28 protein-coding genes and 1 pseudogene are annotated in these 26,862 nt (G+C 45.7%); 21 read left to right on the top strand and 8 right to left on the bottom strand.

What is annotated here, in order from left to right; all coding sequences use genetic code 11:
• The first annotated feature begins 45 nt into the window (after positions 1 to 45).
• From GJV52_RS12535 to GJV52_RS12470, 13 genes and pseudogenes are all read left to right on the top strand, one after another.
• Positions 46 to 276 carry an antitoxin gene (locus GJV52_RS12535; protein ID WP_100562731.1) on the top strand — a complete coding sequence of 77 codons (231 nt, stop codon included), beginning with the start codon at positions 46 to 48 and terminating at the stop codon, positions 274 to 276.
• An 11-nt stretch (positions 277 to 287) separates the two neighbouring features.
• Positions 288 to 674: a type II toxin-antitoxin system tRNA(fMet)-specific endonuclease VapC gene (gene vapC / locus GJV52_RS12530; protein WP_229439435.1), complete on the top strand. Its 387-nt coding sequence runs from the start codon at positions 288 to 290 to the stop codon at positions 672 to 674.
• 239 nt (positions 675 to 913) lie between these two features.
• Entirely contained in the window at positions 914 to 2,596 is a 1,683-nt protein-coding gene (gene traD, locus GJV52_RS12525) for a type IV conjugative transfer system coupling protein TraD (RefSeq protein ID WP_229439433.1), read from the top strand.
• Positions 2,586 to 3,287 carry a DUF4400 domain-containing protein gene (locus GJV52_RS12520; protein ID WP_100562735.1) on the top strand — a complete coding sequence of 234 codons (702 nt, stop codon included), beginning with the start codon at positions 2,586 to 2,588 and terminating at the stop codon, positions 3,285 to 3,287. Before traD ends, GJV52_RS12520 begins: the two co-directional genes overlap by 11 nt.
• 188 nt (positions 3,288 to 3,475) lie before the next feature.
• Complete coding sequence (locus tag GJV52_RS12515) at positions 3,476 to 4,153, top strand: IS1595-like element ISNme3 family transposase (protein WP_095503842.1); 678 nt, start codon at positions 3,476 to 3,478, stop codon at positions 4,151 to 4,153.
• Positions 4,154 to 4,379: 226 nt separating this feature from the next.
• Positions 4,380 to 5,291, top strand: a complete 912-nt coding sequence (locus GJV52_RS12505; protein WP_100563981.1) for a rolling circle replication-associated protein — start codon at positions 4,380 to 4,382, stop codon at positions 5,289 to 5,291.
• A gap of 10 nt (positions 5,292 to 5,301) precedes the next feature.
• Positions 5,302 to 5,577, top strand: coding sequence for a hypothetical protein (locus GJV52_RS12500; protein WP_100563983.1), 276 nt, complete (start codon positions 5,302 to 5,304; stop codon positions 5,575 to 5,577).
• A gap of 78 nt (positions 5,578 to 5,655) precedes the next feature.
• Complete coding sequence (locus GJV52_RS12495; protein ID WP_100563985.1) at positions 5,656 to 5,877, top strand: hypothetical protein; 222 nt, start codon at positions 5,656 to 5,658, stop codon at positions 5,875 to 5,877.
• A 9-nt stretch (positions 5,878 to 5,886) separates the two neighbouring features.
• The gene (locus GJV52_RS12490) at positions 5,887 to 6,189 is read left to right on the top strand and encodes a hypothetical protein (protein ID WP_100563987.1); all 303 of its coding nucleotides are present in this window, start codon (positions 5,887 to 5,889) and stop codon (positions 6,187 to 6,189) included.
• The gene (locus GJV52_RS12485) at positions 6,182 to 8,101 is read left to right on the top strand and encodes a virulence factor TspB C-terminal domain-related protein (protein ID WP_154212910.1); all 1,920 of its coding nucleotides are present in this window, start codon (positions 6,182 to 6,184) and stop codon (positions 8,099 to 8,101) included. Before GJV52_RS12490 ends, GJV52_RS12485 begins: the two co-directional genes overlap by 8 nt.
• Position 8,102: 1 nt before the next feature.
• The gene (locus GJV52_RS12480; protein WP_100563991.1) at positions 8,103 to 8,381 is read left to right on the top strand and encodes a DUF2523 family protein; all 279 of its coding nucleotides are present in this window, start codon (positions 8,103 to 8,105) and stop codon (positions 8,379 to 8,381) included.
• Between the two features lie 9 nt (positions 8,382 to 8,390).
• Positions 8,391 to 8,861, top strand: a pseudogene (locus tag GJV52_RS13555) (zonular occludens toxin domain-containing protein); the annotation flags it as partial.
• A gap of 1,246 nt (positions 8,862 to 10,107) precedes the next feature.
• Positions 10,108 to 11,058 carry an IS110 family transposase gene (locus GJV52_RS12470; protein ID WP_100564021.1) on the top strand — a complete coding sequence of 317 codons (951 nt, stop codon included), beginning with the start codon at positions 10,108 to 10,110 and terminating at the stop codon, positions 11,056 to 11,058.
• A 54-nt stretch (positions 11,059 to 11,112) separates the two neighbouring features.
• Here the strand turns inward: GJV52_RS12470 and GJV52_RS12465 are convergent, their stop codons facing one another.
• Together GJV52_RS12465 and GJV52_RS12460 are read right to left on the bottom strand one after the other, a co-directional pair.
• A complete protein-coding gene (locus GJV52_RS12465) occupies positions 11,113 to 12,009 on the bottom strand; it encodes a site-specific integrase (protein ID WP_157798124.1) in 897 nt (298 codons plus the stop codon).
• A gap of 514 nt (positions 12,010 to 12,523) precedes the next feature.
• Complete coding sequence (locus tag GJV52_RS12460; protein ID WP_095502045.1) at positions 12,524 to 14,044, bottom strand: acetyl-CoA hydrolase/transferase family protein; 1,521 nt, start codon at positions 14,042 to 14,044, stop codon at positions 12,524 to 12,526.
• 345 nt (positions 14,045 to 14,389) lie between these two features.
• Between GJV52_RS12460 and GJV52_RS12455 the strand changes: the two genes are divergently transcribed.
• Positions 14,390 to 14,674 carry a hypothetical protein gene (locus tag GJV52_RS12455; protein ID WP_095502044.1) on the top strand — a complete coding sequence of 95 codons (285 nt, stop codon included), beginning with the start codon at positions 14,390 to 14,392 and terminating at the stop codon, positions 14,672 to 14,674.
• A gap of 53 nt (positions 14,675 to 14,727) precedes the next feature.
• Here GJV52_RS12455 and grcA read toward each other — a convergent pair whose 3' ends face one another.
• A complete protein-coding gene (grcA, locus tag GJV52_RS12450) occupies positions 14,728 to 15,117 on the bottom strand; it encodes an autonomous glycyl radical cofactor GrcA (protein ID WP_095502043.1) in 390 nt (129 codons plus the stop codon).
• A 212-nt stretch (positions 15,118 to 15,329) separates the two neighbouring features.
• Between grcA and earP the strand changes: the two genes are divergently transcribed.
• Both earP and efp read left to right on the top strand, forming a co-directional pair.
• Complete coding sequence (gene earP, locus GJV52_RS12445; RefSeq protein WP_095502042.1) at positions 15,330 to 16,496, top strand: elongation factor P maturation arginine rhamnosyltransferase EarP; 1,167 nt, start codon at positions 15,330 to 15,332, stop codon at positions 16,494 to 16,496.
• A 40-nt stretch (positions 16,497 to 16,536) separates the two neighbouring features.
• On the top strand, positions 16,537 to 17,097 hold the full coding sequence (gene efp / locus GJV52_RS12440; protein WP_095502041.1) for an elongation factor P: 561 nt from the start codon (positions 16,537 to 16,539) through the stop codon (positions 17,095 to 17,097).
• A 61-nt stretch (positions 17,098 to 17,158) separates the two neighbouring features.
• Here the strand turns inward: efp and rpe are convergent, their stop codons facing one another.
• Entirely contained in the window at positions 17,159 to 17,836 is a 678-nt protein-coding gene (rpe, locus tag GJV52_RS12435) for a ribulose-phosphate 3-epimerase (RefSeq protein WP_095502040.1), read from the bottom strand.
• A 277-nt stretch (positions 17,837 to 18,113) separates the two neighbouring features.
• Between rpe and GJV52_RS12430 the strand changes: the two genes are divergently transcribed.
• Positions 18,114 to 18,545, top strand: coding sequence for a Spy/CpxP family protein refolding chaperone (locus tag GJV52_RS12430; protein WP_369832070.1), 432 nt, complete (start codon positions 18,114 to 18,116; stop codon positions 18,543 to 18,545).
• Between the two features lie 50 nt (positions 18,546 to 18,595).
• Here GJV52_RS12430 and GJV52_RS12425 read toward each other — a convergent pair whose 3' ends face one another.
• From GJV52_RS12425 to lon, 4 genes are all read right to left on the bottom strand, one after another.
• Complete coding sequence (locus GJV52_RS12425) at positions 18,596 to 19,462, bottom strand: ATP-binding protein (protein ID WP_100563997.1); 867 nt, start codon at positions 19,460 to 19,462, stop codon at positions 18,596 to 18,598.
• 23 nt (positions 19,463 to 19,485) lie between these two features.
• Positions 19,486 to 20,097 carry a riboflavin synthase subunit alpha gene (locus GJV52_RS12420; RefSeq protein ID WP_095502038.1) on the bottom strand — a complete coding sequence of 204 codons (612 nt, stop codon included), beginning with the start codon at positions 20,095 to 20,097 and terminating at the stop codon, positions 19,486 to 19,488.
• Between the two features lie 297 nt (positions 20,098 to 20,394).
• Positions 20,395 to 20,664, bottom strand: a complete 270-nt coding sequence (locus GJV52_RS12415) for an HU family DNA-binding protein (protein WP_066078839.1) — start codon at positions 20,662 to 20,664, stop codon at positions 20,395 to 20,397.
• A gap of 186 nt (positions 20,665 to 20,850) precedes the next feature.
• Entirely contained in the window at positions 20,851 to 23,304 is a 2,454-nt protein-coding gene (gene lon, locus GJV52_RS12410) for an endopeptidase La (RefSeq protein ID WP_100563999.1), read from the bottom strand.
• Between the two features lie 233 nt (positions 23,305 to 23,537).
• On the opposite strand from lon, the gene GJV52_RS12405 reads away from it, so the two are divergent.
• From GJV52_RS12405 to recA, 4 genes are all read left to right on the top strand, one after another.
• Entirely contained in the window at positions 23,538 to 23,825 is a 288-nt protein-coding gene (locus tag GJV52_RS12405) for a YbeD family protein (RefSeq protein ID WP_100564001.1), read from the top strand.
• A gap of 1 nt (position 23,826) precedes the next feature.
• Complete coding sequence (gene lipB / locus GJV52_RS12400) at positions 23,827 to 24,441, top strand: lipoyl(octanoyl) transferase LipB (RefSeq protein WP_095502034.1); 615 nt, start codon at positions 23,827 to 23,829, stop codon at positions 24,439 to 24,441.
• Entirely contained in the window at positions 24,441 to 25,424 is a 984-nt protein-coding gene (gene lipA / locus GJV52_RS12395) for a lipoyl synthase (RefSeq protein WP_100564003.1), read from the top strand. The genes lipB and lipA overlap by 1 nt, the downstream gene beginning before the upstream one ends.
• Positions 25,425 to 25,726: 302 nt before the next feature.
• Positions 25,727 to 26,773 (top strand): recombinase RecA, encoded by a 1,047-nt coding sequence (gene recA / locus GJV52_RS12390; protein ID WP_095502032.1) that lies wholly within the window; start codon positions 25,727 to 25,729, stop codon positions 26,771 to 26,773.
• Positions 26,774 to 26,862 lie beyond the last annotated feature (89 nt).

The following is a 26,862-nucleotide window of genomic DNA, read 5'->3' as shown; positions in this document are numbered from 1 at the left end:
TGGTATATTTCATAGATACATATCTTTTCACGGAAGGGCAATATCATGCAAACAGCCAAAATATTCACCACCGGACGTTCCCAGGCAGTCCGGCTCCCTAAGGCCTTCCAATTCGACGGCCGGGAAGTTTTTATCAAACATTTTGCCGGAGGCGTATTGCTCATCCCTAAGGAAAAAAGCTGGCAGAGCATGGCTGAGGCGGTTGGGGAATTCGAGTCGGATTTTGTTTTGCAGCGGGAAGCTCAACCCGAACAGTCGAGAGAAGAAATCCTATGAGGATCAAATATTTGCTTGATACCAACATCTGCATTTACATCATCAACCAAAAACCAAAATATGTATTTGAAAAATTTGAAGAATACAACCCTGGAGAGATTGCGGTTTCCAGTATTACCGCATGCGAGCTGGCTTTTGGGGTAGAAAAATCAGGTTCGTTAAAAAACAGGGCGGCATTGGAAAAATTTCTGGTCCCACTGGATGTTTTGCCTTTTGACGAGTCGGCCATTTGGCATTATGCACGTATACGTCAGCACCTGCAGAGTAAAGGCACGCCTATCGGTTTGGATCTTCTGATTGCAGCGCATGCCCTGTCTTTGAATGTTCCACTTGTGAGCAATAATACCAAGGAATTTGAACGGGTTGAGGGGCTGTATCTGGAAAACTGGATCCAATAGCGGATTCTGCTTATTCTGCAGAATCTTGGGTATAATTAGGATAACCATACAGACGGCATCTGTCTAAACCTGCCTGTACGCTTGCCGCAAACTGCGTACGCTGTCCTAGGGCAGCGCGGTATTTTTCATTTTACCAACCCTGTGGGGATATGCTTCCCTGCAGGGCGGTATATCCCCGCTTTTTTATGGTACGTCAGCCGGAAAATCAGCATTTACTCAAGCCATCTGCGCTATATCGCATGGCCAGAAAATATGAAATTGAAACACCTGGGACAAATTGGCTGACACGATTCACCCGCCAAAATGCTTGGTGGAATCCTGTTGCGCCATTGCCGCCTGTCGGTGGATCGCCAGAACTACACGGTATTGAAATCGATGAGCACGATATTTGGGAAGACTTAGGTGAGCGTGTCGGCCACAAAGTCGTCTTGGGTACGACACGAGTCGGTAAAACCCGACTTTGCGAGACCATGCTGGTTCAAGACATTGCCCGGGGCGATGTCACCATCGCATTTGACCCCAAGGGTGATGCGGATTTAATGATTCGCATGTATGTGGAAGCCCAAAAAGCAGGCCGGCCTTTCTATATGTTTCATCTCGGATTCCCTGAACACAGTTGCCGCTACAACCCCATCAGCGACTATGGCCGTATCACCGAGGTAGCCACCCGTATTGCCAACCAACTGCCCAGCGAAGGCCAATCCGCCGCCTTTAGAGACTTTGTATGGCGTTTCGTAAACGTTTTAACCAAAACGATGGAAGGACTCTCCATCAAACCGAATTACGAAAACATCTATAAAGCTGCCGCCAACGTCGATCAGCTGGCCGGGGATTATTTCCGCTTGATTTTAGATAAAAATTATCCCGGATGGCTGAATGAATTTAATGATTTCTCATTGCCGGAATCGGAAGCGAAAACGGCCGTTAAAACCGGTCGTAATCTGGACACCATCAAACTGGGTTCGTTCCTGAAAGCAAAACAGCACAATGAACCTTTGATTGATGCCTTAGGCGGCATTTTATCCAATGACCGCTCCTACTTTGAAAAACTTGTCAGCTCGCTCTACCCGCTCCTGGAAAAACTGACAACCGGCGATGTCGCCAAACTGATTAGCCCGGATACCACCGACTTGCTGGATCCCCGCCCGATTATGGACTGGCGCAAAGTAATTGAAAGCAACGCTGTGGTTTATATCGGCTTAGATTCACTCTCTGATGCAGAGGTAGCCGGTGCAGTTGGCAATGCCATGTTTGCAGACCTTACATCACTGGCTGGGCAAATCTACAAACATGGCCATGGCTTTGGCCAAAGCGGCACTACAGGCAAACGCAAGATTGCTATCCATGCAGATGAATTTAACGAACTGATTGGTGATGAATTTATCCCGTTGCTGAACAAAGCAGGCGGCGCAGGTTATCAGGTCACCGTTTATACCCAAACATGGAAAGACGTGGAGGCAAAAATAGGTTCTCCTGCCAAAGCGGGCCAAATTGGCGGTAACCTTAATACCATGATTATGTTGCGCGTCAAGACGGCCGAAACAGCCGAAATGCTGACCAATCAGCTGCCTGAAGTCAAAGTCATGACCAGCACGTTGGTCTCCAGAGCAAATGATGTGGCTTTCCCCGATAGCCATGAGGATTTCGGTAGTGGAAATGAAGATCGGATTGGCTCTGAAACCGTACCGATGCTCACGGTTGCAGATTTAACGCAATTGCCCAAAGGGCAGGCATTTGCATTGATTGAGGGTGGGCAACTTTATAAACTCCGGCTCCCACTACCCAAAACAGACCCTGATGAGGCCAAACTTATTCCAAGTCATATCACTGATATCGCTGTCGCGATGCGTGCATCCTACCGTTTAAGCTCACCATCCACTGATGAGGAGGCATTTGTAGAGGGGGTATCCTATGTCGGCTAAATCTAGCGGCTGGTACATGAACTCGCTGCCTTTGAAATTTCTGCTTTCACCATTTAAAGCAATTTACACGGTATTTCTGATTGTATTGATTATTTTTGGGCTTTCTCTTGTAACACAAAACTATCTGCAAACTCCCGATTTATTAGAGCAAGAATTAGCGCGTTTGGAGCACATCAATCATAATCAGCCAATACTGTGGCAGGATAGGCCGTCTGAAAAACTGAACATCACTGTTTCCAGAACATCCTATCGTACCTTAAGCACAGTCTTCTTCGAGTGGACCCAAGTAAACAAAGCCTTGGCTGCGCAATCTGAATCAGATTTCGGCTATCGGTTCAAAAATTACCTGATTCCTCGACTGGACTTGCTCAAACATTTTGATAAGACCCTACAGGTTATCTCGATACGCATCGGGAATATTTGCCTATTTATCGGCTTGGCTGCTCTTCTCTATATTTTGGCTCTGATAGACGGCCTCGTCATGCGACGGATTCGGCAAGAGAATGCTTCGCGCGAAAGCGCCGGCATTTACCATCGAGCAAAATATTGGCGCAGCGGCATCATCTGGCTCAGTATCTTATTTTATTTGTGTAGCCCGATTGTACTGTCTCCTTATTGGCTTTTAGTCCCTATATCAAGCAGCGCCTATATGGTATTCCTTCAAGCGAAATATCTGAAAAAATACCTTTAACAATAAAATGGAAAGGTCACCTGAATACTATTCAGACGGCCTCTTATATATTACGTCCCATGCAAGGGGCGTAAAAAATCGTTAATACCCCTTGACAAGTTTATTAACCGACTTTCAAGGGGTCTGAAATGTCAATTTGTTAGGGGCTTAGGAAGCAAAATCATCAAAAAACCTGATAAGCTCCTAATATGAAACTAAAAAATAAGTATCAAAAGTTCAGCAAAATTTCAGAGCAAAAGTTTAGAGAAATAATCCGCTGTTTTGCTCTTGATTTGACCGCTTCCGATACTGCTAAAATGACCGGCATTAGTGTACGCAGTATCAATCCTATTTTCCTGAAAATCAGACACAGGATTGCTGCTCTGTGCGAACAAAGCTCACCACTGTCCGGTGTGGTCGAATTAGATGAATCTTACTTTGGTGCGCGACGTATCAGGGGTAAGCGCGGTCGCGGAGCGTCAGGTAAAACCATCGTATTTGGCATACTGAAACGCAATGGCGTGGTCTATACGGAAATCGTTCCCGACGCTTCGAAAGCCTCACTAATCAAGGTCATACGTGGTCACATATCTGCTGACAGTGAAATCAATACTGACGGCTGGAAAGCATATGACGGTCTTGTCGATATGGGCTATGAGAAGCATTACCGTGTCCATCATGGTTCCAATGAGTTTGCTCGAGGAAAGCAACATATCAATGGTATTGAATCTTTTTGGAGTTATGCTAAGGGGCGTTTGGCTAAATTTCATGGTATTTCCAAAGAGATGTTTTATCTACATCTCAAAGAAACGGAGTTTAGGTTTAACCACCGGCATGAAGATTTAGGTAAAATATTAATGAAGATGCTTCGAAATAACCCAATTTAATATTTTTGCTTCCTAAGCCCCTTTGTTATTACACCATCACACCACAACCGGAAACAAATCCGATTGCCTATATTTGTCGCGTATTCGTTGAAACTAACGATGTGCCGACTATTCACGAAGCTAAAAATTTCCCTGTTTTAAGCCCATACGGCCAACAATCCGCTTTTGACACCGCCGATTTATACGGCAAATTAACCGTATCCGCTCTGATGTCGGAGGTGCAATCATGAACCGTTCGGCTTCAGCGTGCGCGAAGCGCGCGCTTCCTTGTCTAAATAGTAACAACTGCATTGAGACTGAAAACCCGATTAAAAACAATGAAAAAGAAATGCCGATTGGTTATGAAAAATTTTTGCCAAACGACATGAAACCCGAATTTAACGAGTTTTCAACATCACACAAAAAATCATCAACCGCTTTGGAAATGAATGTTCATCAATTCATTGAAACATTCGGCCTAAACCATGTTGGCTTTTTAACGCTGACCTTTGCCGATGATGTTCAAGAAGTGAAAGAAGCGCAACGCCGTTTCCACAGCTTACGCACCAATTTTCTGAAAAAACACTTTGAACACTACATTTGCGTATACGAGCGCACAAAGCGCGGTCGTATTCATTTTCATCTGATTGTTAACACACGTGAAGATATTCGCCGTGGTCTGAATTTCAAACAAATTCAAGCCCGAAACTACACAAGTGCAAACAAAGCATTGCGCCAATTATGGCAAATCCTGCGTGAAAACATGGATAAATACGGCTTTGGCCGTTCTGAATTACTGCCAGTAAAAACCAACAGCAAAGGACTAGCCAAATACGTTGCAAAATACATTTCAAAGCATATCAACAGCCGACTGCCTGAAGACAAAGGCTATCGGCTGATTCGTACCACCATTGACAAAAAAAGCTTGTGGAAGATTGCAAACAGCAATTTTTCGTTTGTATCGGCTGGTTCGCGCCTGTGGCGCGAGAAGCTCCAGCAATGGATTATTTGCATTGAGCCATATTTAAAAGAGTATTCAAAACATGAATTTAACCGCGTTTTGAAACCTATTACAGAAGATAACTACAACAGAATTTTAAGCAGCTTAGTAAGCCCGAAATGGGCATTTTATAACCGTAAAACCATTGTCAACATGTAAGGAAATCATCATGACCCAGCAAGCAGAAAAACCCAAAACACAAGGCTTTTATGTAACAGCCACCTTTGACCGTCTTTTCGACAAAGAGCGTAAAAACGAAGACGGCACATACACAAAAACCCACTATGTCGGCCTTTTAGTCCGTTCTGATGACGGCACCGGTTTATGCGAAGTTCGCACCAAGAATCCTGATAAATACAGCACTTTGACGCGTGATCAAGTTATCACATTGCGCATTTTCCCACGTGCTTTTAAAAACAACATGTACTATTCAGACGAACAGTAAACAAGATTCAGGGTTATGGGCTGCGCCCTGATTAGACCCATAGCAGCCCACCACTTTTTTAACTTAAAGGAAAACATCATGAAATTTCAAAATTTCAAAACCAAAGCAAAAACCGCACTTGCTGCAACTACCGTAGCTGCTCTGTCGGCCCCTGTAATGGCTGAAGACTTGATGAACCAAGCTTCAACCGAAATCGGTTCCTTGAAAACAGGTATTGTAGCTCTGGGCGTTGTTGTTGTCGGTATCGCAATTGCCATCGTTTCAATCGGCATTGTGAAACGCGCAATCAACAAAGCTTAAGGCAACATCATGGGTTATCAAGTAGGCCGAATCTGTTATTCAACAGAACAGGAAGCAATTAACGTCTTGATGACCCAAGTTGTGCCAACGATAGATAAAGACGGGGTGTTACATCATCCCGTTTTTAATGGCACTTCTTGGACATACAAACAGCAAACCGTAATGCCCACATTCCCCCAATGCGATGAACACTACTATACAAAACATGCCCAACAAATCGGCACCAATCTAGTGGCCGTTTTTATAAGCATTTGCGTAGTTTTCATAGCTGTCAGGGCTATATTTTTAATGATGAAAGAAAAAGATGAATGAATCCCGAAACAGTATTCACAATAAATCTATTGCCGTACATCGTGGCGTGTGTGGCCTTGTACTTAGTAGCTTCATCGTTCAAGTAGCCTATGCCGATGTAAGCTTACCGCCCCCAGCTGTTCACCAAACCACAAATAACGGATTCCCCAGCAGTCAAGCCTTGAAGAATCAAGGGTATGACCCATCTACAGGCGTTTTACGCGTTGATGAGCGCAATCGCGGTACATCAACCGTTACCAAGAGCGGAGATACGATTACAGGCCAACAGCAAAAGACAGTAACCGTTACTGGCAATTATGGCGAAAAAGGCACGATGTCAACCGCTGCCACACAAAAAACATCTGTTTCAAAATTAGGCACAGCTGCCAATCTTGCTGTTATTGGTTCTATTGCAGGCCAAAGTCAAAAAGAAAATGCAAATAAAATTGGCAGTCAAATTGCACAGGGTGATTATTTTGGAGCAGCCTCCACTTCTATAGAAGTAGCTCATCAAGTTTTAGATAATTTCACTTTAGGATTGTGGAAAGGTATTCCAGAAGGATATAACGGTATTTCCGAATTAAGAAAGGCTGCTGATAATTTTAATAAAGAGATGTATGGGGGCTCTGCAAGCCAACAAGCAAGCCAATTAGGCCAAGTAGCACAACAAGCAGCAGCACAACAAGCCCAAGCCGAGCGAAACGGCGATTTAGGCGGTGCTATTGCCCAAGCAGCAGCAGCGAAAGCAGCGCAAGGGGCTGCCGAAGCAGCTAAAAAAACATCAACAGACAAAGAAAATGAAGCTAAGGGTTTATATACTCATGAAGTTATTTTTAGAATAGAGATACATTCTCATGATGGTTCTCCTGTCGAAATTGTTTATAAAAATGCTTCGTTTAGTCATTCGTCACCTCTTACTGGTTCAAATTCAGTCAGTCAAAAAAATGGTATGTATTATGTTTATGTTCCGGGCTATGGTAAATATTTATCTATTGAACGTCCGTCATATAGTCAAAACAAGTTTTCCTATGCTTTTGCTTCATGGAAGCCTCAATCCGGCATAAGTGAGCAAGCAGCACAATCAATTTCAGAAAACATGACATTAACAGGCAATGACATTCAAAAAATTCTTGAACGCATGTTAGAAAGCCAACAAACCAATCATAAAGAATTAATGGAACAACTGGCAAAAATGGGCGATACCGTCGAACAGGCAACAACGTCAAAAGAATTTACACCGTCCGTTGCTTATTCTGATCCGTACACCCCAGCCGGTTCAGATACCCCACAGCAAACAAGGTTTGAGATTGACAAAAACGGCAATATAACCACTTCGACAGTTTCAAGACCCGACTTGAAACCAAACAGCAGCCAAGCACCAACAAGAACCGTTGTAATACCCAATAAAGCCGAAACAGGGCAGCAGACAGGCCAAAAAGAGACTGGAGAGAACACCACGCCTACCACAGGCGAAACAGGCCAGCAAACACCCACTACAGGCCAAACAGGGCAGCAAACACCCACTACAGGCCAAACAGGGCAGCAAACACCCACTACAGGCCAAACAGGGCAGCAAACACCCACTACAGGCCAAACAGGGCAGACAGCCCAAACCAATCAACAGAACCAGCAGCAAAAAGAATTCTGTGAAAAAAATCCCAATTCCGCAGCCTGTGCCAAATTGGGGGAAGCTGATTACGAAGATATAGCCATACCTGAACAAACCATAGATTTAAGCTTTCAACCGTCAAGCCATTTCAGCACAACAGGAACATGCCCAATGCCCAGAAGTGTTGATTTCGGTATGTTCGGAAGTCATGAATTTAGCTATGAACCGCTTTGCGATTTTGCAGCGAAAATCAGGCCGATTCTGATTGCCATCACGATTTTAAGCTGTGCATGGTTTGTTTCAGGCGCATTAAAGGAAGTTTGATATGTGGGGTCAGCTAATTACCAGTGTATTAATGACTGTTGCAGGTCGGATTATTGCAGCATTCGGCCTTTCATTCGTTAGTTATGTAGGCATGAATGAAATTCAGCAATTTCTTATGGAAGCCATAAGCGCACAAATCGGCGGTTTCCCCGATGAAGCCTTGCAAATTGTCATGATTGCAGGCTTAGGCGTTATGCTTAACTGGATATTCGGCGCCTTTGCCTTTGTCGTTTCCGTAAAAAGCCTATCCAAGCTATCCACCATCGTTGCACAAAAGTAGGGGAAATTTATGTTATCACTTATTACAGGCGTTCCAGGTTCAGGCAAAACATTGAAGCTTATCTCTGATTTAATGACCCGAGACGATTTAAAAAACCGCCCATTATTTTTAGACGGCATTCCTGATGTTGACGAAAAAATTATTCCGCATATGCCGATTCCTGAAGGTGAAAGCATGCAGACGTGGCACAAATGGGCTCCGACCGGCGCAATCCTTGTGATTGACGAATGTCAAAGGGTATTCCGCCCACGGCCAAGCGGTTCAAAGGTGCCTGACTTCGTGGCAGAATTAGAAACTCACCGCCATCGCGGTTTAGATTTTTTCCTGCTCACGCAACACCCCCGCTTAATTGACGCCAACGTCCGCAGCTTGATTGGTCACCATACCCATATCAGCAAAACCAATCTAGGCATACGCAGAAAAGTAGAATGGCAACGCTGTGCCAATCCTGAAGCAAGGTCTGATGTTTCAGAAGGTATTGTCAGCGTGTACAAATTGGATAAACGCGCTTTCGGCGTGTATAAATCCGCTGAAGAACACACCAAGATAAAAACCAAACGTAGTAAGGTTATCTATGTCTTGCCCATGATTCTAGCCGTTATCATTTCCGCCTTGATTTTCTTCTATGGCTGGTTTCAAGACATGGGCAAGCCCATCGAACGGCCACAAATTGAAGCGCAAGCTTCAAGCCCCGAAGCGGTGGGCGGTACGGTGGGCGCTCCAGCGCCAAACGGAACGGCCAACGCGCAGGGGCAATACGCCCATGGGAAAACAATGGCCATGCCACCTGAACCGCCTAAACCACACCTAAGCGAAGAAGACTATAAACCGCGTATTGAAGGTCAACCGCATACCGCCCCTATATATGACAATCTTAATAGACAGGTTAAAACCATGCCGTTCCCTGTTGCCTGTGTCAAAAACGCAAACCGCTGCACTTGCTATACCGAACAGGGAACGCCAATTAAAGAAATGAAGAAATCCCAATGTCTTGATTACGTAGAAAACGGCATTTATAATCCGTACAAACAGCAACAAACGGTACAAAACCAAGCTCCAGCGGTAGAATATACGCCGGAACAAGTAGCGCAAGTTGCTGTGATGGGCGGTCAAAGTCCGCAGAATTTAATGTATGACGGATACGCTGAAAAAGCGTTGAGTAATACAGGTGCGAAAGTAGGTATATGACAGTTTGGCAATTTATAGGCGCGTGCCTTTTTGTTTATGCGGTAATTCATCTTCATAGAAAATACGGCATGGCGATATTTAAAATCTTTGCACTTGAAGCCTTAATTGGTATAAGCATAGCAGCATTAATAATTTGCTCTTATATTTACCTAACCACCTAACCACAAGTCAAGGGGCGGGCGTCCGTAAAGGATTGTAAAGACGGCTTTATCGTCTTTATAATCCTTTATGGATACCCCTTGACGCTAGCCCACCCAAAAACGCTATTAGCAAGGGTTGGGGGCGGTTTTCCCCCAACCCCTGCCACACGGCGAGTGTCCCCGAAGGGTCGCCGAAGGCAAAACCAAAAGCCCTAAGCCCTGAACGTGAAACCAGCATTTTCAGGGCTTGGCGTTTGACGAAACACCAAGCAAAGCCCACGACTTCGAAAGCACGGCCAAAGCCCAAGCTTGCAGGAAAGATAGAAGCGTGGGCTTTCGTACATCTGAAGTTTGAACACTATCTAGGGCAAGAAGCCCGAATTTATAAGGTAAAACCCATGTACTTAGGCATAGACGTATCTAAGCTTACAATAGATTGCTGTCTGATTTCAGACGGCCAAAACCATCAAAAAAAATTCAGCAACAATCCAAAAGGATTTCAACAACTGACAGACTGGCTTAATTTCCACCATGCACCCAGCACCTTACATTGCTGTTGCGAAGCTACCGGCACATATTACGAAGCACTCGCCCAATACCTGCACCACCTATACACAGTAACCGTAGAGAATCCCCGAAAAATAAAAGGCTATGCCATCGCCGAATTGCAACGATCCAAAACAGACAAACAAGACGCCAAACTGATTGCCCAATACTGCCAAGACCGCCATCACAAGCTAAATCCGTGGCAACCGCCTACCGTTGAACAAAAGCAACTTCAAGAACTCGCCCGATACCTAGACCATCTGAAACAACAACGCGCCACCGAAAAAAACAAACACCACGAAGCACCCGACTACATCAAACCCCACATTCAAACCACCATCGACAATCTGAACAGCCAAATCAAAACCGTCAAAAAACAACTTAACCAGTTCTACAAATCTAATCCCAACTACAACACCCAGCGCAAACGATTAAAGACCATCACAGGCATAGGCGAACAAGCAGCAGCCGTCTTACTGGCCGTTTACCAACGACACAACTTCAAGACATCAAAACAGTTCACGGCTTATCTTGGCCTTGATCCAAAAGACCACCAATCAGGAACCAGCGTAAAAGGCAAAAGTCGAATATCAAAAATAGGCAATGCCGATATTAGAAAAAGTCTATACATGCCCGCGCTTGTAGCCTACCGTTGCAATGCCTTTCCCGACTTTGTAGGCCGTCTGAAAGCAAAAGGCAAACCTATCAAGCTGATACTTGTTGCGCTCATGCGTAAGCTGGCCGTGATAGCGTTTACGCTGTTGGCTAACGGCCAAGATTTTGACAAAGCACGATATATATAGCCATCGGTAAATAAAAAACACCCTGAATAAATCAGGGTGTGCATTGTTGCAACGTCAAGAAATGTAAATATTATTGACTGTGCAATACACTATCTTTCCTATTTTTGGTTTGACTGAATAACGCGGATGAAGCCGGAGTGATTCGATAAGTCTCTCCAAATCAACCGCATAATACTTTTGGATGGTTTCAACCGATTTATACCCCATGAATTCTTGAGTGAGACGGGCATCACGACATTTGAAAAACAACCTCCTCCCACAAGCAGACCTCAGCATATGAGGTTTGATATGAAATCCAAAAACTTGAGAGGTAAGTGAATAAGTAATTCTGTATAACTCATTCGCAGATAACATATGCCCTCTTTTACCTGCAAATAGGTATGTCTCATCGGAGAAAAGTGAAGGCCCTATTCTTTGGCTCAATAAACGTATATAGATTCCCAAATACTCAATAGATTTTTTATCTAAATAGATCCGTTGTGGGTTTAGAAACCGCTCATCCAATACAATAGATTGGCCAACAAAATCAACATGACGAACCCGTATTCCAACCAGTTCGTTCACTCGCAATGCTGCTGTGCAGAATAAATCGATTATGCACCACTGCCTCATTGCCTGATAACACTCCAAATCCTCAGGCTCAAGCCATATCAACTTATCAAGCTGTATCATACACGGAAGCTTAGGATGCACTTTAAAGGTTCTGCATGCTGAGAAGCAGTAACTGTGCTGAGAATGTGAAGTAGCATACCATCTTCCAAACATATTCCAAGCCGAAACATATAAATTTAGGCTCGGATTGATAACACCGTTTCTACCTGTCGTTTTTAACAATAGCTTGTGATACTCAACAAGTGTCTTTTTAAAAACTTGCAGACTTACCAATGTCTCATCTTGGTGTTTATAGCCTAAATCCACCAAAATCAGTCCAAATTGGTTCAGCTTCGACAAATACGCCGACTTCGTCGATTTCGAATACTTTTGCTCCGCAATGAACTCTTGGAATATGTAATATGGCCAATATGCAGAGTTTGACTTTACCTTCCGTAATTCCCTATTATATGCCATATGAAACATAAATCCTTTACTTCCCCAGAGAGGTTACAGCGTAAATTTATTTTTCATAAAATTCAACCTATTGAGCAACTTCTTTATCTCTAATACAATATAATAAATTTCAAGTTAAATCTTAAGCAGTAATTTAAATTTGTACTCTGGGAAGGTATAGATTTAAAACACAAGGAGTGAAAAGTCCAATATTAAACAGCATTTTATCTCAACTCATCCAATCCTGGTAAATATTGTATATTATGTTAGGGGCTTAGGAATTTTTTATTTGGTTTCTAGCTAAGAATACGCTTAATGTCGGATACAAGTATCCGACCTACTCTTTATCATCAAATTCACAAATAAAAAGCAGCTTGAAAACATCAAGCTGCTTTTTTCAATGAAGGTTTACTTCATTTTATTTGATACGCATGTCGCCGGTTTCAACAAAACGTTGGTGCCATGACAAGGCTTCCATCAACAGGTGTGGTGTGTGTAGGCCACCTGCTTTTTCGGCGCGGTCGTAGTAGTCACGCAACATGTCGCGGTATTCTGGGTGCGCACAGTTGTTGATAATCAATTGAGCGCGTTGGCGTGGTGATTTGCCGCGCAAATCGGCCATACCTTGCTCCGTAACGATAAACATCACGTCGTGTTCGGTATGGTCGTGGTGTGAAACCATTGGTACGATACATGAAATCGCGCCGTCTTTGGCCACAGATGGCGATACGAAGAATGAGAAGAAGGCATTACGGGTAAAGTCGCCTGAGCCACCGATGCCGTTCATCATTTTGGTACCCATCACGTGGGTGGAGTTTACGTTGCCGTAGATGTCGGCTTCAATCATAGCGTTCATGCCGATGATGCCCAAGCGGCGGATGACTTCAGGATTGTTGGTGTATTCCATCGGGCGCAGAATCAGTTTGTCGCGCAGGAAGTCGATGTTATCGTTAAAGCGTTGCAATGCATCCGGGCTGAATGACAAGGCGGTGGCTGATGCGTGTTGCATTTTGCCGGCCAAAATCAAGTCTAACATACCATCTTGCAATACTTCGGTGTAACCGGTCAAATCGTCAAACGGTGCATCCAACAAGCCCGCCATCACGGCATTGGCGACGTTGCCGACGCCTGATTGCAAAGGCAGCAGATTTTTCGGCAAGCGGCCTGCTTTGACTTCGTGGCTGAAGAAATCGATGATTTGCGCGGCAATCGCTTTTGAGTTTTCATCAGGATCAGCGAATTTGCTGTTGCGGTCACCCGCGTCGGTCAACACGATGGCGGCGATTTTCTCTTCCGGACATTCCAAATAAGGCGAACCCACGCGGTCGAACGGGCCGGTGATGGCGATTGGTTTGCGGTGCGGCGGCACGCCGATATCGAACACCACGTCGTGCATGCCTTCCAATTTGGCATTTTGTGCGGCGTTAACTTCAATAATAACTTTTTTCGCGGCTTTCAGCGCTTCGTTACCGTGGCCGATACCCATGGCCGGAATCAATTTACCTTCTTTGGTAATACCGGATACTTCGATAATCGCCAAATCAAAATCGCCATAGAAACCTTGGCGCATTTGTTGCTCAACGTGCGACAAGTGCATGTCTTGGTAAGCGATGTTACCGGCGTTGATGCTGTTGCGCAGTGATGGGTCTGATTGGAAAGGATTGCGGAAATGCACAGCATTGGCAGCGGCCAATACACCATCACACTCAGGCGCGGTTGAGGCGCCGGTAATCATGCCGATACTGAATGGGCGGCCGGCAGCGTGTTCGGCTTTGGCTTTTTCTGCAATGGCAGTCGGCAGAAGTTTCGGATAGCCTGCGCCGGTAAAGCCGGTAATGGCAACATTCATGCCGTTTTGAACAAATTCGGCTGCTTGCTCGGCAGACATAATCTTGTTGCGCAAGCCTTCGTGCTGGATGCGTTCTTCTGCATTAATCATTTGCTTTCTCCTTTGGTTTGGATCTTGAGCGTGGTCGCTGTTTTTTAAACTAAAAATCGGCAATCTGTTTTTCAGACGGCCTTAAAATAACATAGCGCTACAAACTATATAACAAAGCTTTCAAAGTGTAAAGAATGCCGTCTGAACGGCTTAATGGAACGGGATTTTAGTGCCACCGCACACGACAAACCATTCTCCAAAGTAAATAGACGGCGCTGATTTTGGCTAAATCAGTTTCAGACGGCCTCTTCTTTTTAATGTGATTAATGACAAATGCTACTAGACGATTCCGCCACTTGCGTGAATAATACGCCTTTATTGAAATACTGCGGTTTTGATTGAACAATGAATGATTCCAAAGGTTTGCTGATTCGCTGGCTGATTGTGTGCCTGATTCCGCTCATCACTATGCTGGCTTTTGTGTTGATTCCGCCGCCGGATCATACGCAATATCTGATTAACGGCATTATTCTGGCTTGCGAAGCGACGTTTTTATTCAAATTCGTGCTTTTTGACGTGATTAAGCATCATTTGAAAGGGGAACTTGAATTAAAGCGCAAAACCATGTTGCTGTTTATCCCGATTGTGTTGCTGATTATTTATTTGGTGCATTACTTCGGTGGTTTTTAATACAAAAGGCCGTCTGAAAAAATTCAGACGGCCTTTGATACACCTTAAAGCAATTACAGGCTGTTGGTGAATGTGCGGGTAATCACGTCGCGTTGTTGTTCAGGCGTCAAAGAATTGAAACGCACAGCATAGCCGGAAACGCGGATGGTCAATTGCGGATATTTGTCCGGATTGGCTACGGCATCTTCCAAAGTCTCGCGGGTCAAAACATTGACGTTCAAATGTTGGCCGCCTTCCACTTTAGGACGCGCGCTCACGTCCAGCGGAATTTCTTTGTAAGACACTTCGCCCAAATCAGCCAAAGCCACTACAGCATCGGCTTGATAGCCACTCTCCTCTTTTGCCACCAAGCAACGGGCTTCGTTGGTGCTGTCGTCCAGCAACCAGAATGAGTTCAACAATGCTTCGTTTTGCGCTTGTGTAATTTGAATACCTTTAACCATAACTACCTTCTCTTTCATTAATGTAGAAAAAATCTTAATTCAGCCTTATTTTATACCCTATACCCGAAAAGAAATTGATATAAATCAAGTTACAAAACACTACAGCTTAACTATTTAAGCAATTGTCTTTAATCGTTAAATTATCAAAATCTGATTTGGGTAACCGCATAATATTTTACCCCAGCACCATTGCTGATTTGTGAACATAATTTATGAATAATGAAATAATCAGGCCGTCTGAAAAAAAATCCTGCTGGCTGTTTTGCAATGTCATTGATAATTTCGGCGACATTGGTGTGTCGTGGCGTTTGGCACAGGCACTTCATCAAGAACTGGATTGGCAGGTGCATTTGTGGGTGGACGATGTGTCCGCTTTACAGGCGATCTGCCCTGATTTGCCGGCCGTTCCCTGCGTGCATCAAAATATTGCCGTGCATAAATGGGCGGCACAATCCGCCAATGATGTCACCACCCTGCCCTCGCCGCACATCGTCATCGAAACCTTCGCCTGCGACCTGCCGGAAAATGTTTTAACCATCATTCAGCAATACCGTCCCCTTTGGCTCAACTGGGAATACTTGAGCGCGGAAGACAGCAACGAGCGCCTGCATTTGCTGCCATCGGTGCAAGCCAACGGTGTGCAGAAATTTTTCTGGTTTATGGGCTTCAGCAAAAAAAGCGGCGGCCTGATACGCGAAGCCGATTTTTGCCAACGTATTGACTTTGATGCCAACCTGTTCAGACGGCATTATGGCTTACCCGCTAAAACTGCCGAAGAATGGTTATTGTTCGGCTATCGCAGCCCGGTTTGGGCAAGCTGGCTGGAAATGTGGCAGCAACACGGCCAGCCTATTACGCTGCTGTTGGCCGGTCATCAAATCATCGACAGCCTGAAAGCAGCGCAAGCCATTCCCCAAAACGCTTTACAGCACGCCTGCGATACATTTCAGACGGCCTGTGTCACGCTGGTTAGCATTCCTTTTGTGCCGCAACAAGATTTCGACAAGCTGTTGCAGCTTTCAGACGGCCTGATGATTCGCGGCGAAGACAGCTTCGTGCGCGCGCAATTGGCGGCAAAGCCGTTTTTCTGGCACATTTATCCGCAAGACGAAATGGTACATTTGGAAAAGCTGCATGCGTTTTGGCAGAAAACCGCGCCGTTTTATCCGCCCCATCTTATGGCCGCACATCAATCCTTATCCGATGAACTCAATGGTGCACATGAATTATCGGCCGAACAGCGTCTCCACGCTTGGCAAACGCTGATGGCACACCGAGAAGAATGGCAGCAAAGTGTCGCAGATTGGCAGAAATTTTTGTTTTCCCAACCAACCGCGCTGGAAAAACTAGCCAAATTTGTTTCAAATACGCTAAAATAGCGCGTTTATTTTGTAACTAGAATCTGATTGGAAACACACAATGAAAACAGCTCAAGAACTGCGCCCGGGTAACGTATTCATGGTCGGCAGCGACCCAATGGTGGTACAAAAAACCGAATACATCAAAGGTGGCCGCAGCTCAGCCAAAGTCAGCATGAAGTTGAAAAACCTGCTGACCGGTGCGGCTTCTGAAACCATCGTTAAAGCCGACGACAAATTCGACGTCGTGGTATTGTCACGCAAAAACTGTACTTACAGCTACTTTGCTGACCCAATGTATGTCTTCATGGACGAAGAATTCAACCAATACGAAATCGAAGCTGAAAACATCGGCGACGCATTGAAATTCATCGTTGACGGCATGGAAGACCAATGCGAAGTGACCTTCTACGAAGGCAACCCGATTTCTGTTGAATTGCCAACCATCATCGTGCGCGAAGTAGAATACACCGAGCCTGCGGTTAAAGGCGATACTTCAGGTAAAGTGATGAAAACTGCCCGCTTGGTTGGCGGCACCGAAATCCAAGTAATGGCGTACATCGAAACCGGCGACAAAGTCGAAATCGATACCCGCACCGGTGAATTCCGCAAACGTGCTTAATTATCTGATTTAAAATAAAAATAGGCCGTCTGAATATTTCAGACGGCCTATTTTTATTGATTCACACACGCGCCAATTCTTCACGCATTTGATCAATTACCGCTTTATAATCCGGTTTGCCAAAAATAGCCGAACCGGCCACAAAGGTATCCGCACCAGCAGCAGCAATCTCGGCAATATTATCCACTTTTACGCCGCCATCAACTTCCAGCGCAATGCGTCGGCCGGTTTCTGCTTCATATTTGTCTAACATAGCGCGCACTTGGCGGATTTTCACCAAGGTTTGCGGGATAAAGCTTTGTCCGCCAAAGCCCGGATTCACCGACATCAACAACACCATGTCCAAACGATCCAAAACATTTTCCAACCCGCTCACCGAAGTGGCCGGATTCAATACCAAACCGGCTTGGCAGCCCAAATCACGAATCAGGCTTAAGCTGCGGTCAACGTGTTTGCTGGCTTCTGGGTGAAAAGTAATGATGCTGGCGCCGGCTTTGGCAAAGGATTGAATCAAATCATCTACCGGCTCAACCATCAAATGCACATCAATCGGCACACTGGCATATGGTTTCAATGCCGAACAAATCATCGGGCCAAAGGTGAGATTCGGCACATAATGGTTATCCATCACGTCAAAGTGAATCAAATCGGCACCTGCTGCAATGACGTTGCTGACTTCTTCACCCAATCGGGCAAAATCGGCAGAAAGAATGCTCGGGGAAATACGATAGTGGCTCATAGATGCTCCAAAATTTAAAATTTGATGAGTGTGGCTGATGGTTGACGTTTATTTTAACGCAAATCAGCATATTATGTATTTATTTAAAATCTTAATGAATAAATGCAACGTTTCTGAAAAAATAATTACATGATTTATAACCTACTGAAAATAAAGCATACATTAGTGTTTGTTAATTTATAATTAACGATAATCCAACCAAAATTAACGCGTATGAAACCGCCGTTGACATGCATATCCGTTATATTGCATATGTATTCAAAATTAGGAAATTGCTGTGTTTGTTGTGTTGAAATCCCCTTTAGTTTTTCAGGTTTTATCGTTTGCTGCTCTGTTGGTGTGCAGTAGTGTGATTTATGCCGCGCCCCACGCTTCACAATTGGATGATTTTCATCCTAATTGCAATTTCCGCCAATTGAATCTCAGCCAAGAGCAGCATTCTGCGCTGCGTCGTATCCGCTCCGATTATAAAGTCGCCGCCGACAAAGCCTACAAAAAAGAACAGCGCACCGACCGCACACGCCGCCGCAACATTATGAAAATTTTGACCAATCCTAATTTTGATCAAAACAACGCGCGCGATTATGTGGAAAGCCGTTATCTGTCGCGCATGGATTTTGCCGTGGACCAATTGGCGATTCAACACCGAATTTATCATTTGTTAAGCCCGAGCCAGCGCCAAATTTGGCTGGATAGCTGCTTGCGCTAATTTTACCGAACAGGCAATCAACAAAGGCACTTTTTCAAGTGCCTTTTGTTTTAGTCGATTACCCGTTGCTCTGGCAAACGCCCTGCCCAATCACAGGCAAATTGCCATGCCGAGCGGCCGGATCGGTTGCTGCGCATTTGTGCCCACAATAAAGCTGCTTTTTTGGCAGTTTCATCGTATTCCACGCCAAAGTCGACCAGCCAATTTTCCACCGCCTGCAAATAATCATTCTGATCAAACGGATAAAAGCTCAGCCACAAACCAAAACGGTCGGATAAAGACACTTTTTCTTCTACCGCTTCTTTTTGATGGATCTCACCACGAATACCGGTCGTACCGCCGTTTTCATCCATGTATTCAGGCATTAAGTGACGGCGGTTGGACGTGGCATACACTAACACATTGCTGCATCGTTGCGATAAGCCGCCATCTAAAGTGGTTTTCAATGCTTTATAGGTTTCATCACCGGTTTCAAACGACAAATCGTCGCAGAAAATAATGAATTTTTCCGGGCGTTCGGCCAAAAGTGGCAACAATGCCGGCAGCGTGATTAAATCGCTTTTATCCACTTCAACCAAACGCAAACCTTGATCGGCATACTCATGTAGCAAAGCTTTCACCAGCGACGATTTGCCCGTACCGCGCGAACCGGTCATCAACACATTATTTGCCGGACGGCCTGCCAAAAATTGCTCGGTATTGCGAATCAAGCGCTCGGTTTGCGAACCGACTGCTGCCAAGCGGCTGAGGGGGAAAGTATGCGGATTGGGCAGGCTTTCCAATACGCCTTTGAGCCCTACACTTTGCCAGCGGTAAGCCAGCGCATTCCAATTAATGGCAGTTTGTTCTGACGGTAAAATCAAATCCAAGCGGTTTAATACCGCATCGGCTTTTTTCAAAAATTCAGTAAGTTCCATAGTTTTTCTTTTCAGACGGCCTGTTATTGATGTTGCGCCATCACGCGCAAAACGGTATCGACAATGGCTTGTGTTTGCGGGTCGATTTCAATATTGATTTCATCGCCGACTTGGCGCGTACCGAATAAGGTGCACTCTAAGGTTTCGGGAATTAGGTGGACGTTGAATTCATCGTCGGTCACGTCGCCAATCGTCAGACTGCAACCATCCAAGCCGACAAAGCCTTTGGTTAGGATATAAGGCTTCAAATCCGCAGGCAGGCGAAACCAAAGCGTGCGGTTAAATTCATTTTCATCAATGCGCGTAATCGTGGTGGTGGCCATAATATGCCCACTCATCACATGGCCGCCGATTTCGTCGCCAAACTTGGCCGCCCGTTCCAAATTGACCCAATCTCCTGCTTTCAGACGGCCTAAATTTGTTTTGGCCAAGGTTTCGTTCATTAAGTCGAAGCTGACTTGATTGGCCTCAATCTCGGTAATGGTTAGGCAACAGCCGTTGTTGGCCACGGATGCGCCGGTTTGCAGATTATCGGCCATATTGAGTGGCAGCTCGACGATGTGCGTGCGGAAATCAGGCGATGGTTGGTTTACCGCAACAATGCGCCCCATGCCTTGTACAATACCTGTAAACATTTTGATGCCTTGTTTTTTTGATTAATGCAATTGTAACGCAAAATTCAATAGGCCGTCTGAAAGTATGTATATTTTTCAGACGGTGCGAGGCCTTTATAAAATCCCTATCTTTGGCACATTTCTTCGTTGTGCGCTGCTCGAAAGCTTAGCCTTTTTGTGATATGTCTTCGCTTTTTATGCTGCTACAACTTTGAACTGTACTCAAATCTAGGGTTTTACAAATGTCTCGGCTTTTATTTATCCAAACAAAAAACCGAATCATCAGATTCGGTTTTGAGCATTAGGCCGTATGAAAGATTACAGCGCGTCTTTCAATGCTTTACCGGCACGGAATTTAGGAGTTTTAGCAGCAGCAATAGTCAAAGGCTCGCCAGTTTTAGGGTTGCGACCTTGACGCTCGGCACGTTCGCCAACGTAGAAAGTACCAAAACCTACTAAAGTGACAGTGTCACCTTTTTTCAGCGCTTCGGTTACGGCATTAGTAGTCGCATCCAATGCTTTTTGGGCAGCCGCTTTTGAAATACCAGCTTCTTGAGCAATCGCTTCGATTAATTCAGACTTGTTCACAATCAGTCCCTTCCTATCGTTGAAAATAATGGAGAACCCGATGATTCGGGCTTTTCGTACTTTTGAGTACCTGTGTGCTTTATAGCAATTCTGAAATTACCATGTCAAGCGAAAAGATACGGAATTGCTTTATTTTTCAGGCTTTGCAAGCAAACCCGTATTCTTTTACAACACATTTACACCAAATCAGTGTTTTGTCGCTTTGGCTCTTGACGGCCTGATTTTCGGGCTTTCGGCCAAGGCCTCCACGCTTTCCAACGGTGCTTGCCAAGGCTGCGGCTGATATTCCAAACCTAAAGCCAACACTTCGTCAATCCATTTCACAGGATGGATTTCCAAACCGGTTTTCACATTTTCCGGAATTTCTTCCAAGTCTTTAATGTTGTCTTTCGGAATCAACACATGCTTGATACCGCCGCGCAATGCCGCCAGCAGTTTCTCTTTCAAGCCGCCAATCGGCAATACTTCGCCGCGCAAGGTAATCTCGCCCGTCATCGCCACATCAGCGCGCACCGGAATGCCGGTAAACGCAGAAACCATCGCCAAAGTCATGGCAATACCTGCGCTCGGGCCGTCTTTCGGCGTAGCACCTTCCGGTACATGCACGTGCATATCTTGCTTCTCGTAGAAGTTCGGCGCCAAACCGACTGACTCGGCGCGTGAACGCAATACCGACCAAGCCGCAGTCACCGACTCCTTCATCACATCGCCCAATTGGCCGGTCGATTGAATGTTGCCTTTACCCGGCAAAGCCACGGCTTCTACGGTCAACAATTCGCCGCCAACTTCCGTCCACGCCAAACCGGTTACCTGACCCACACGGTTTTCATTCTCAGCCACACCGAAATCAAAACGGCGCACACCTAGATAATCATGCAGATTATCGGCATTCACCACAATCGCTTTCAGTTTGGTTTTGCGGGTTTTGGCTTTTTGTGCATCTTCTTTCAGTTGCACCGCCATCACCACTTTGCGGCAGATTTTGGCAATTTCGCGGTCAAGCGAGCGCACACCGGCCTCACGCGTGTAATAACGCACGATATCGCGTACGGCAGATTCTTCAATCACCATTTCACCATCACGCACGCCGTTGCGTTCCATTTGCTTCGGCACCAAATACTGCATTGCGATGCTGACTTTTTCATCTTCGGTGTAACCTGACAGGCGGATGATTTCCATGCGGTCAAGCAAGGCCGATGGAATATTCATGCTGTTGGAGGTGGCGATAAACAGAACATCGCTCAAATCGTAATCCACTTCGACGAAGTGATCAGAAAACGCATTGTTTTGCTCCGGATCGAGTACTTCCAACAAAGCCGAAGCCGGATCGCCGCGGAAATCATTGCCCAATTTGTCGATTTCATCAAGCAAGAACAACGGATTTTTCACTTCTGCTTTAATCATGCTTTGAATGATTTTTCCCGGCATCGAACCGATATAGGTACGGCGGTGGCCGCGGATTTCGCTTTCGTCTTTCACGCCACCCAAAGCCATGCGCACATATTTGCGGCCTGTGGCTTTGGCAATCGATTGACCCAACGAGGTTTTACCTACGCCCGGTGGACCGACCAAACACAGAATCGGTCCCTTCAGTTTGTCGCTGCGCTTTTGCACCGCCAAGTATTCCAAAATGCGTTCTTTGACTTTTTCCAAACCAAAATGGTCGGCATTCAAAACCAAATCTGCTTTGGCAATGTCTTTGATAACGCGCGTTTTTTTCTTCCACGGCAAATCTAGCAGCGTATCGATGTAGTTGCGCACCACAGTTGATTCGGCCGACATTGGCGGCATCATCTTCAGCTTTTTCAGTTCGCTCAAAGCTTTTTCTTGCGCTTCTTTGCTCATGCTGGCTGCTTTGATTTTGGCTTCCAAAGCATCCAATTCTCCACGCTCGTCTTCTTCGCCCAATTCTTTCTGAATGGCTTTGACTTGCTCATTGAGATAATACTCACGCTGCGATTTTTCCATTTGGCGTTTCACACGGCCACGAATGCGCTTCTCAACCTGCATGATGTCGAGTTCGGCTTCCAATTGACCCAGCAAAAATTCCATGCGGCCGGCAATACTGGCGGTTTCCAAGATTTCTTGCCGCTGCTCCAGCTTCAATTGCAAATGCGCGGCAATGGTATCAACCAAGCGGCTGTTTTCACTGATGCCATTAATGGTATTTACCACCTCAGCCGGAATTTTTTTGTTCAATTTGGCGTATTGCTCAAATTGTGACAATAAAGTGCGACGCAGCGCTTCCACATCAGGATTGGCTTCGTCTTCATTCTCATTCACGGCTTCAACGTGCGACAAGAATAAATCGCCTTTGTCTTCCACCGTCAGCGCACGGGCGCGGCGCACGCCTTCTACCAATACCTTCACCGTACCATCCGGCAGCTTTAATACCTGCAACACTTGGGCAACCGTACCCATGCGGTGCAAATCTTTGGCAGACGGCTCTTCGATATTCGGATCCAATTGCGCCAGCAAAAACACCGGATCATCGTTGCTCATCGCCATTTCCAGCGCAGCAATCGATTTTGGGCGACCGACAAACAACGGCAGCACCATGTGCGGATAAACCACGACATCACGCAGCGGCAGCGTGGCCAGCGCGCTGTATTCCTCAAAATATTTGTTGTCTTCTGACATATGTGTATCTCTTGCGGTTTTGAATCAAGTTGCCTCGTAAGTTGGGCTGAAAGATTGGATTTCAAGACTTGAAAATCGGCTTAATGCGCATATTTGCCTGATAACCATTTTAAATGCAAGGACAAGTCAGGTTAACAAGGCTTGGCGTTTGCGTTAAAATATGCCTGAACACAAAATCAGGTCGTCTGAACAGCATTTATCGGCTTTCAGACGGCCTTAACAAGGAATACCTCATGTCTGATCAAACCCATACACCCGAGCAAGCCGAAACCCTGCTTGAGTTTCCGTGTATCTTCCCTTTAAAAGTAATGGGCATTACCCACCCTGAATTTGTCAGCTCGATTTTAGCTGCCATTCAGGAACACGCCCCAAATACCACCGAAGCGCACGTGACCACCCGCCCGAGCAGCAAAGGCAACTACACCGGCGCTACCGTAAAAATCGAAGCCACCAGCAAAGAGCAGCTCGATAATATCTACCGCGCCCTGACTTCGCATGAAATGGTGAAAGTGGTTTACTAAGATGAAAATCGTGCAGAAAGGCTTGGTAGAATATCAGCCGACATTCGAAGCGATGAAAGCGTTTAATGCCAACCGCGACGAACATACTGAAGACGAATTGTGGGTGGTCGAGCATCCGCCGGTGTTTACCCAAGGTTTGGCCGGAAAGCCCGAGCATCTATTGATTCGTGACGATATTCCTGTGGTGCAAATCGACCGTGGTGGCCAAATCACTTACCACGGCCCCGGCCAATTGGTGATTTACACCATGATTGACTTCAAGCGCCGCAAAACCAGCGTGCGCCACATCGTTTCTGCACTAGAAAACAGCATCATTGCCACCTTGGCCGAATACAGCATTGAAGCCGCTGCCGACCCGAAACGTCCCGGTGTGTATGTAGGCGAACGCAAAATCGCTTCACTCGGTTTACGCATCAAAAACGGCTCGGTCTATCATGGCTTAGCTTTGAATGTAAACATGGACTTAAGCCCGTTTAGCCACATCAACCCTTGCGGCTATGCCGGTATGGAAATGACCCAAATCGCGGATTTCATCAATCCGTGCCCCACGCTTGCAGAAGTGGCCGATAAACTCACCGGCCATCTGAACACGCAACTGACCTCGAAAGAATCATGATGAGTGAAATTAAAATTGACGATCCCAAACGCGGCGTAAAATTACGCGGTGCCGACAAAACTGCCCGCATTCCGATTAAAGTGGTGCCGTTGCAGGAAAAATTGAAAAAGCCGGAATGGATTCGTGCCAAATTACCTACTAAAAAATTCTTTGAAATCAAAGATATTTTACGCGAACAAAAAATGCACACCGTGTGTGAAGAAGCCTCTTGCCCGAATATCGGCGAATGCTTTAGCAAAGGCACAGCCACTTTCATGATTATGGGCGATATTTGTACCCGTCGTTGTCCGTTTTGCGACGTGGGTCACGGCCGCCCTAACCTATTGGATCCGGATGAGCCACAAAATCTGGCTGAATCTGTTGCCGCCATGAACTTACGTTATGTGGTAATTACTTCCGTTGACCGCGATGATTTACGTGACGGCGGAGCACAACACTTTGCCGACTGCATCAAAGCCATCCGCGAGCGCAGCCCGAACACCAAAATCGAAATTCTTGTACCGGATTTCCGCGGCCGTTTGGACATTGCCCTGAAAATTTTGGCCGAAACACCGCCGGATGTGATGAACCACAATTTGGAAACCCATCCGAGCCTGTATAAAAAAGCCCGTCCGGGTGCCAATTACCAGCATTCGTTGGATTTGTTGCGCCGCTATAAAGAAATGATGCCGCATATTCCAACCAAATCCGGCATCATGGTCGGTTTGGGTGAAACCGATGAAGACGTGCGCGAAATCATGCGTGATATGCGCGCCCACAATATTGAGATGATTACCATCGGCCAATATCTGCAACCTTCAGACGGCCATTTGCCGGTGTTGCGTTATGTGACACCCGAACAATTCAAAATCTTTGAAAAAGAAGCGTATGAATTGGGCTTTAGCAATGCCGCCATTGGCGCGATGGTTCGATCCAGCTACCACGCGGACGAACAAGCTGCCGAAGCCCTGCGCGAAAGCCACGGCGGCGGTTGCAGCCATTAAATCAAACGTGTTTATCATGCCGTCTGAACTTTTCAGACGGCATGATTTTTCAGTTTGTATCATCGCTCAATACGGCTTTTTAAAGCTTTTATGCTATACTTTCAGGCTGAATATGCGCAAAACTGCCACACACTTTATTTTCCTAACATGATGTTTTTATGGAAATTAATGACAGACTTTAAACAATATTCAGGCCGTCTGAAAATTAAAACAAAATAAAACTATACTTTTTCTTAATTTATGCGATAATAGCTAAATAAATTCTTAGTTAATTCGTGACAACACTTACAGAAAGTACCATTATGTCAGATGAAAAAAGCAAAGCCCTTGCCGCTGCCTTAGCCCAAATCGAAAAAAACTTCGGTAAAGGCTCTATCATGAAGATGGATGGCAGCCATCAAGAAGAAAACTTAGAAGTCATCTCAACCGGCTCGCTCGGCTTGGACTTAGCTTTGGGCGTAGGCGGTTTGCCGCGCGGCCGCGTGGTTGAAATCTTCGGCCCTGAATCATCCGGTAAAACCACTTTGTGTTTGGAAGCCATTGCACAATGCCAAAAATCAGGCGGTGTATGTGCATTCATCGATGCCGAGCACGCATTTGACCCGATTTATGCGCGCAAATTGGGCGTAAAAGTGGAAGAATTGTACCTTTCCCAACCGGACACCGGCGAACAAGCCTTAGAAATCTGTGATACTTTGGTACGCTCCGGCGGTGTGGACATGGTCGTGGTTGACTCGGTAGCCGCATTGGTACCGAAAGCCGAAATCGAAGGCGAAATGGGCGACAGCCACGTCGGTTTACAAGCGCGCTTGATGAGCCAAGCCTTGCGTAAACTGACCGGCCACATCAAACGCACCAACACTTTGGTGGTATTCATTAACCAAATCCGCATGAAAATCGGTGTGATGTTCGGCAGCCCGGAAACCACTACCGGCGGTAACGCGTTGAAATTCTACGCTTCCGTGCGCTTGGATATCCGTCGTACCGGCCAAATCAAAAAAGGCGACGACGTGATTGGTAACGAAACCAAAGTTAAAGTGATTAAAAACAAAGTAGCGCCGCCGTTCCGTCAAGCCGAATTTGATATTCTGTATGGCGAAGGCGTGAGCTGGGAAGGCGAATTGATCGACATCGGCGTGAAACACGACATCGTTGAAAAATCCGGCGCATGGTACAGCTACAACGGCGCGAAAATCGGCCAAGGCAAAGACAACGTGCGCTTGTGGCTGAAAGAAAACCCGGAAGTTGCCAACGAAATCGATGCCAAAATCCGTGCAGCAGTCGGCATCAACATTGACATCACCGAAGGTAAAATTGACGATACCGATGGCGAACGTCCTGAAGAGTAAAATCGTGACGGCAACGTGGACTTAATGTCTCATAAAAAAGAGCAGGCTTAGCACCTGCTCTTTTTATTTGTTTTTGAATTGCTTAAGGC

Origin of the sequence: Neisseria brasiliensis (genome assembly GCF_009671065.1) — a bacterium.
GTDB classification, from domain to species: Bacteria; Pseudomonadota; Gammaproteobacteria; order Burkholderiales; family Neisseriaceae; genus Neisseria; species Neisseria brasiliensis.
The sequence above is the reverse complement of the archived record's forward strand: the minus strand, read 5'-3'. Positions and strand labels throughout refer to the sequence as shown.

Excerpts from the sequence above, each read along its gene's own strand:
- GJV52_RS12535 (WP_100562731.1), top strand. The coding sequence starts at position 46 with ATGCAAACAGCCAAAATATTCACCACCGGACGTTCCCAGGCAGTCCGG.
- traD (WP_229439433.1), top strand. The coding sequence starts at position 914 with ATGGCCAGAAAATATGAAATTGAAACACCTGGGACAAATTGGCTGACA.
- GJV52_RS12520 (WP_100562735.1), top strand. The coding sequence starts at position 2,586 with ATGTCGGCTAAATCTAGCGGCTGGTACATGAACTCGCTGCCTTTGAAA.
- GJV52_RS12515 (WP_095503842.1), top strand. The coding sequence starts at position 3,476 with ATGAAACTAAAAAATAAGTATCAAAAGTTCAGCAAAATTTCAGAGCAA.
- GJV52_RS12505 (WP_100563981.1), top strand. The coding sequence starts at position 4,380 with ATGAACCGTTCGGCTTCAGCGTGCGCGAAGCGCGCGCTTCCTTGTCTA.
- GJV52_RS12500 (WP_100563983.1), top strand. The coding sequence starts at position 5,302 with ATGACCCAGCAAGCAGAAAAACCCAAAACACAAGGCTTTTATGTAACA.
- GJV52_RS12495 (WP_100563985.1), top strand. The coding sequence starts at position 5,656 with ATGAAATTTCAAAATTTCAAAACCAAAGCAAAAACCGCACTTGCTGCA.
- GJV52_RS12490 (WP_100563987.1), top strand. The coding sequence starts at position 5,887 with ATGGGTTATCAAGTAGGCCGAATCTGTTATTCAACAGAACAGGAAGCA.
- GJV52_RS12485 (WP_154212910.1), top strand. The coding sequence starts at position 6,182 with ATGAATGAATCCCGAAACAGTATTCACAATAAATCTATTGCCGTACAT.
- GJV52_RS12480 (WP_100563991.1), top strand. The coding sequence starts at position 8,103 with ATGTGGGGTCAGCTAATTACCAGTGTATTAATGACTGTTGCAGGTCGG.
- GJV52_RS12470 (WP_100564021.1), top strand. The coding sequence starts at position 10,108 with ATGTACTTAGGCATAGACGTATCTAAGCTTACAATAGATTGCTGTCTG.
- GJV52_RS12460 (WP_095502045.1), bottom strand. The coding sequence starts at position 14,044 with ATGATTAATGCAGAAGAACGCATCCAGCACGAAGGCTTGCGCAACAAG.
- GJV52_RS12455 (WP_095502044.1), top strand. The coding sequence starts at position 14,390 with ATGAATGATTCCAAAGGTTTGCTGATTCGCTGGCTGATTGTGTGCCTG.
- grcA (WP_095502043.1), bottom strand. The coding sequence starts at position 15,117 with ATGGTTAAAGGTATTCAAATTACACAAGCGCAAAACGAAGCATTGTTG.
- earP (WP_095502042.1), top strand. The coding sequence starts at position 15,330 with ATGAATAATGAAATAATCAGGCCGTCTGAAAAAAAATCCTGCTGGCTG.
- efp (WP_095502041.1), top strand. The coding sequence starts at position 16,537 with ATGAAAACAGCTCAAGAACTGCGCCCGGGTAACGTATTCATGGTCGGC.
- rpe (WP_095502040.1), bottom strand. The coding sequence starts at position 17,836 with ATGAGCCACTATCGTATTTCCCCGAGCATTCTTTCTGCCGATTTTGCC.
- GJV52_RS12425 (WP_100563997.1), bottom strand. The coding sequence starts at position 19,462 with ATGGAACTTACTGAATTTTTGAAAAAAGCCGATGCGGTATTAAACCGC.
- GJV52_RS12420 (WP_095502038.1), bottom strand. The coding sequence starts at position 20,097 with ATGTTTACAGGTATTGTACAAGGCATGGGGCGCATTGTTGCGGTAAAC.
- lon (WP_100563999.1), bottom strand. The coding sequence starts at position 23,304 with ATGTCAGAAGACAACAAATATTTTGAGGAATACAGCGCGCTGGCCACG.
- GJV52_RS12405 (WP_100564001.1), top strand. The coding sequence starts at position 23,538 with ATGTCTGATCAAACCCATACACCCGAGCAAGCCGAAACCCTGCTTGAG.
- lipB (WP_095502034.1), top strand. The coding sequence starts at position 23,827 with ATGAAAATCGTGCAGAAAGGCTTGGTAGAATATCAGCCGACATTCGAA.
- lipA (WP_100564003.1), top strand. The coding sequence starts at position 24,441 with ATGAGTGAAATTAAAATTGACGATCCCAAACGCGGCGTAAAATTACGC.
- recA (WP_095502032.1), top strand. The coding sequence starts at position 25,727 with ATGTCAGATGAAAAAAGCAAAGCCCTTGCCGCTGCCTTAGCCCAAATC.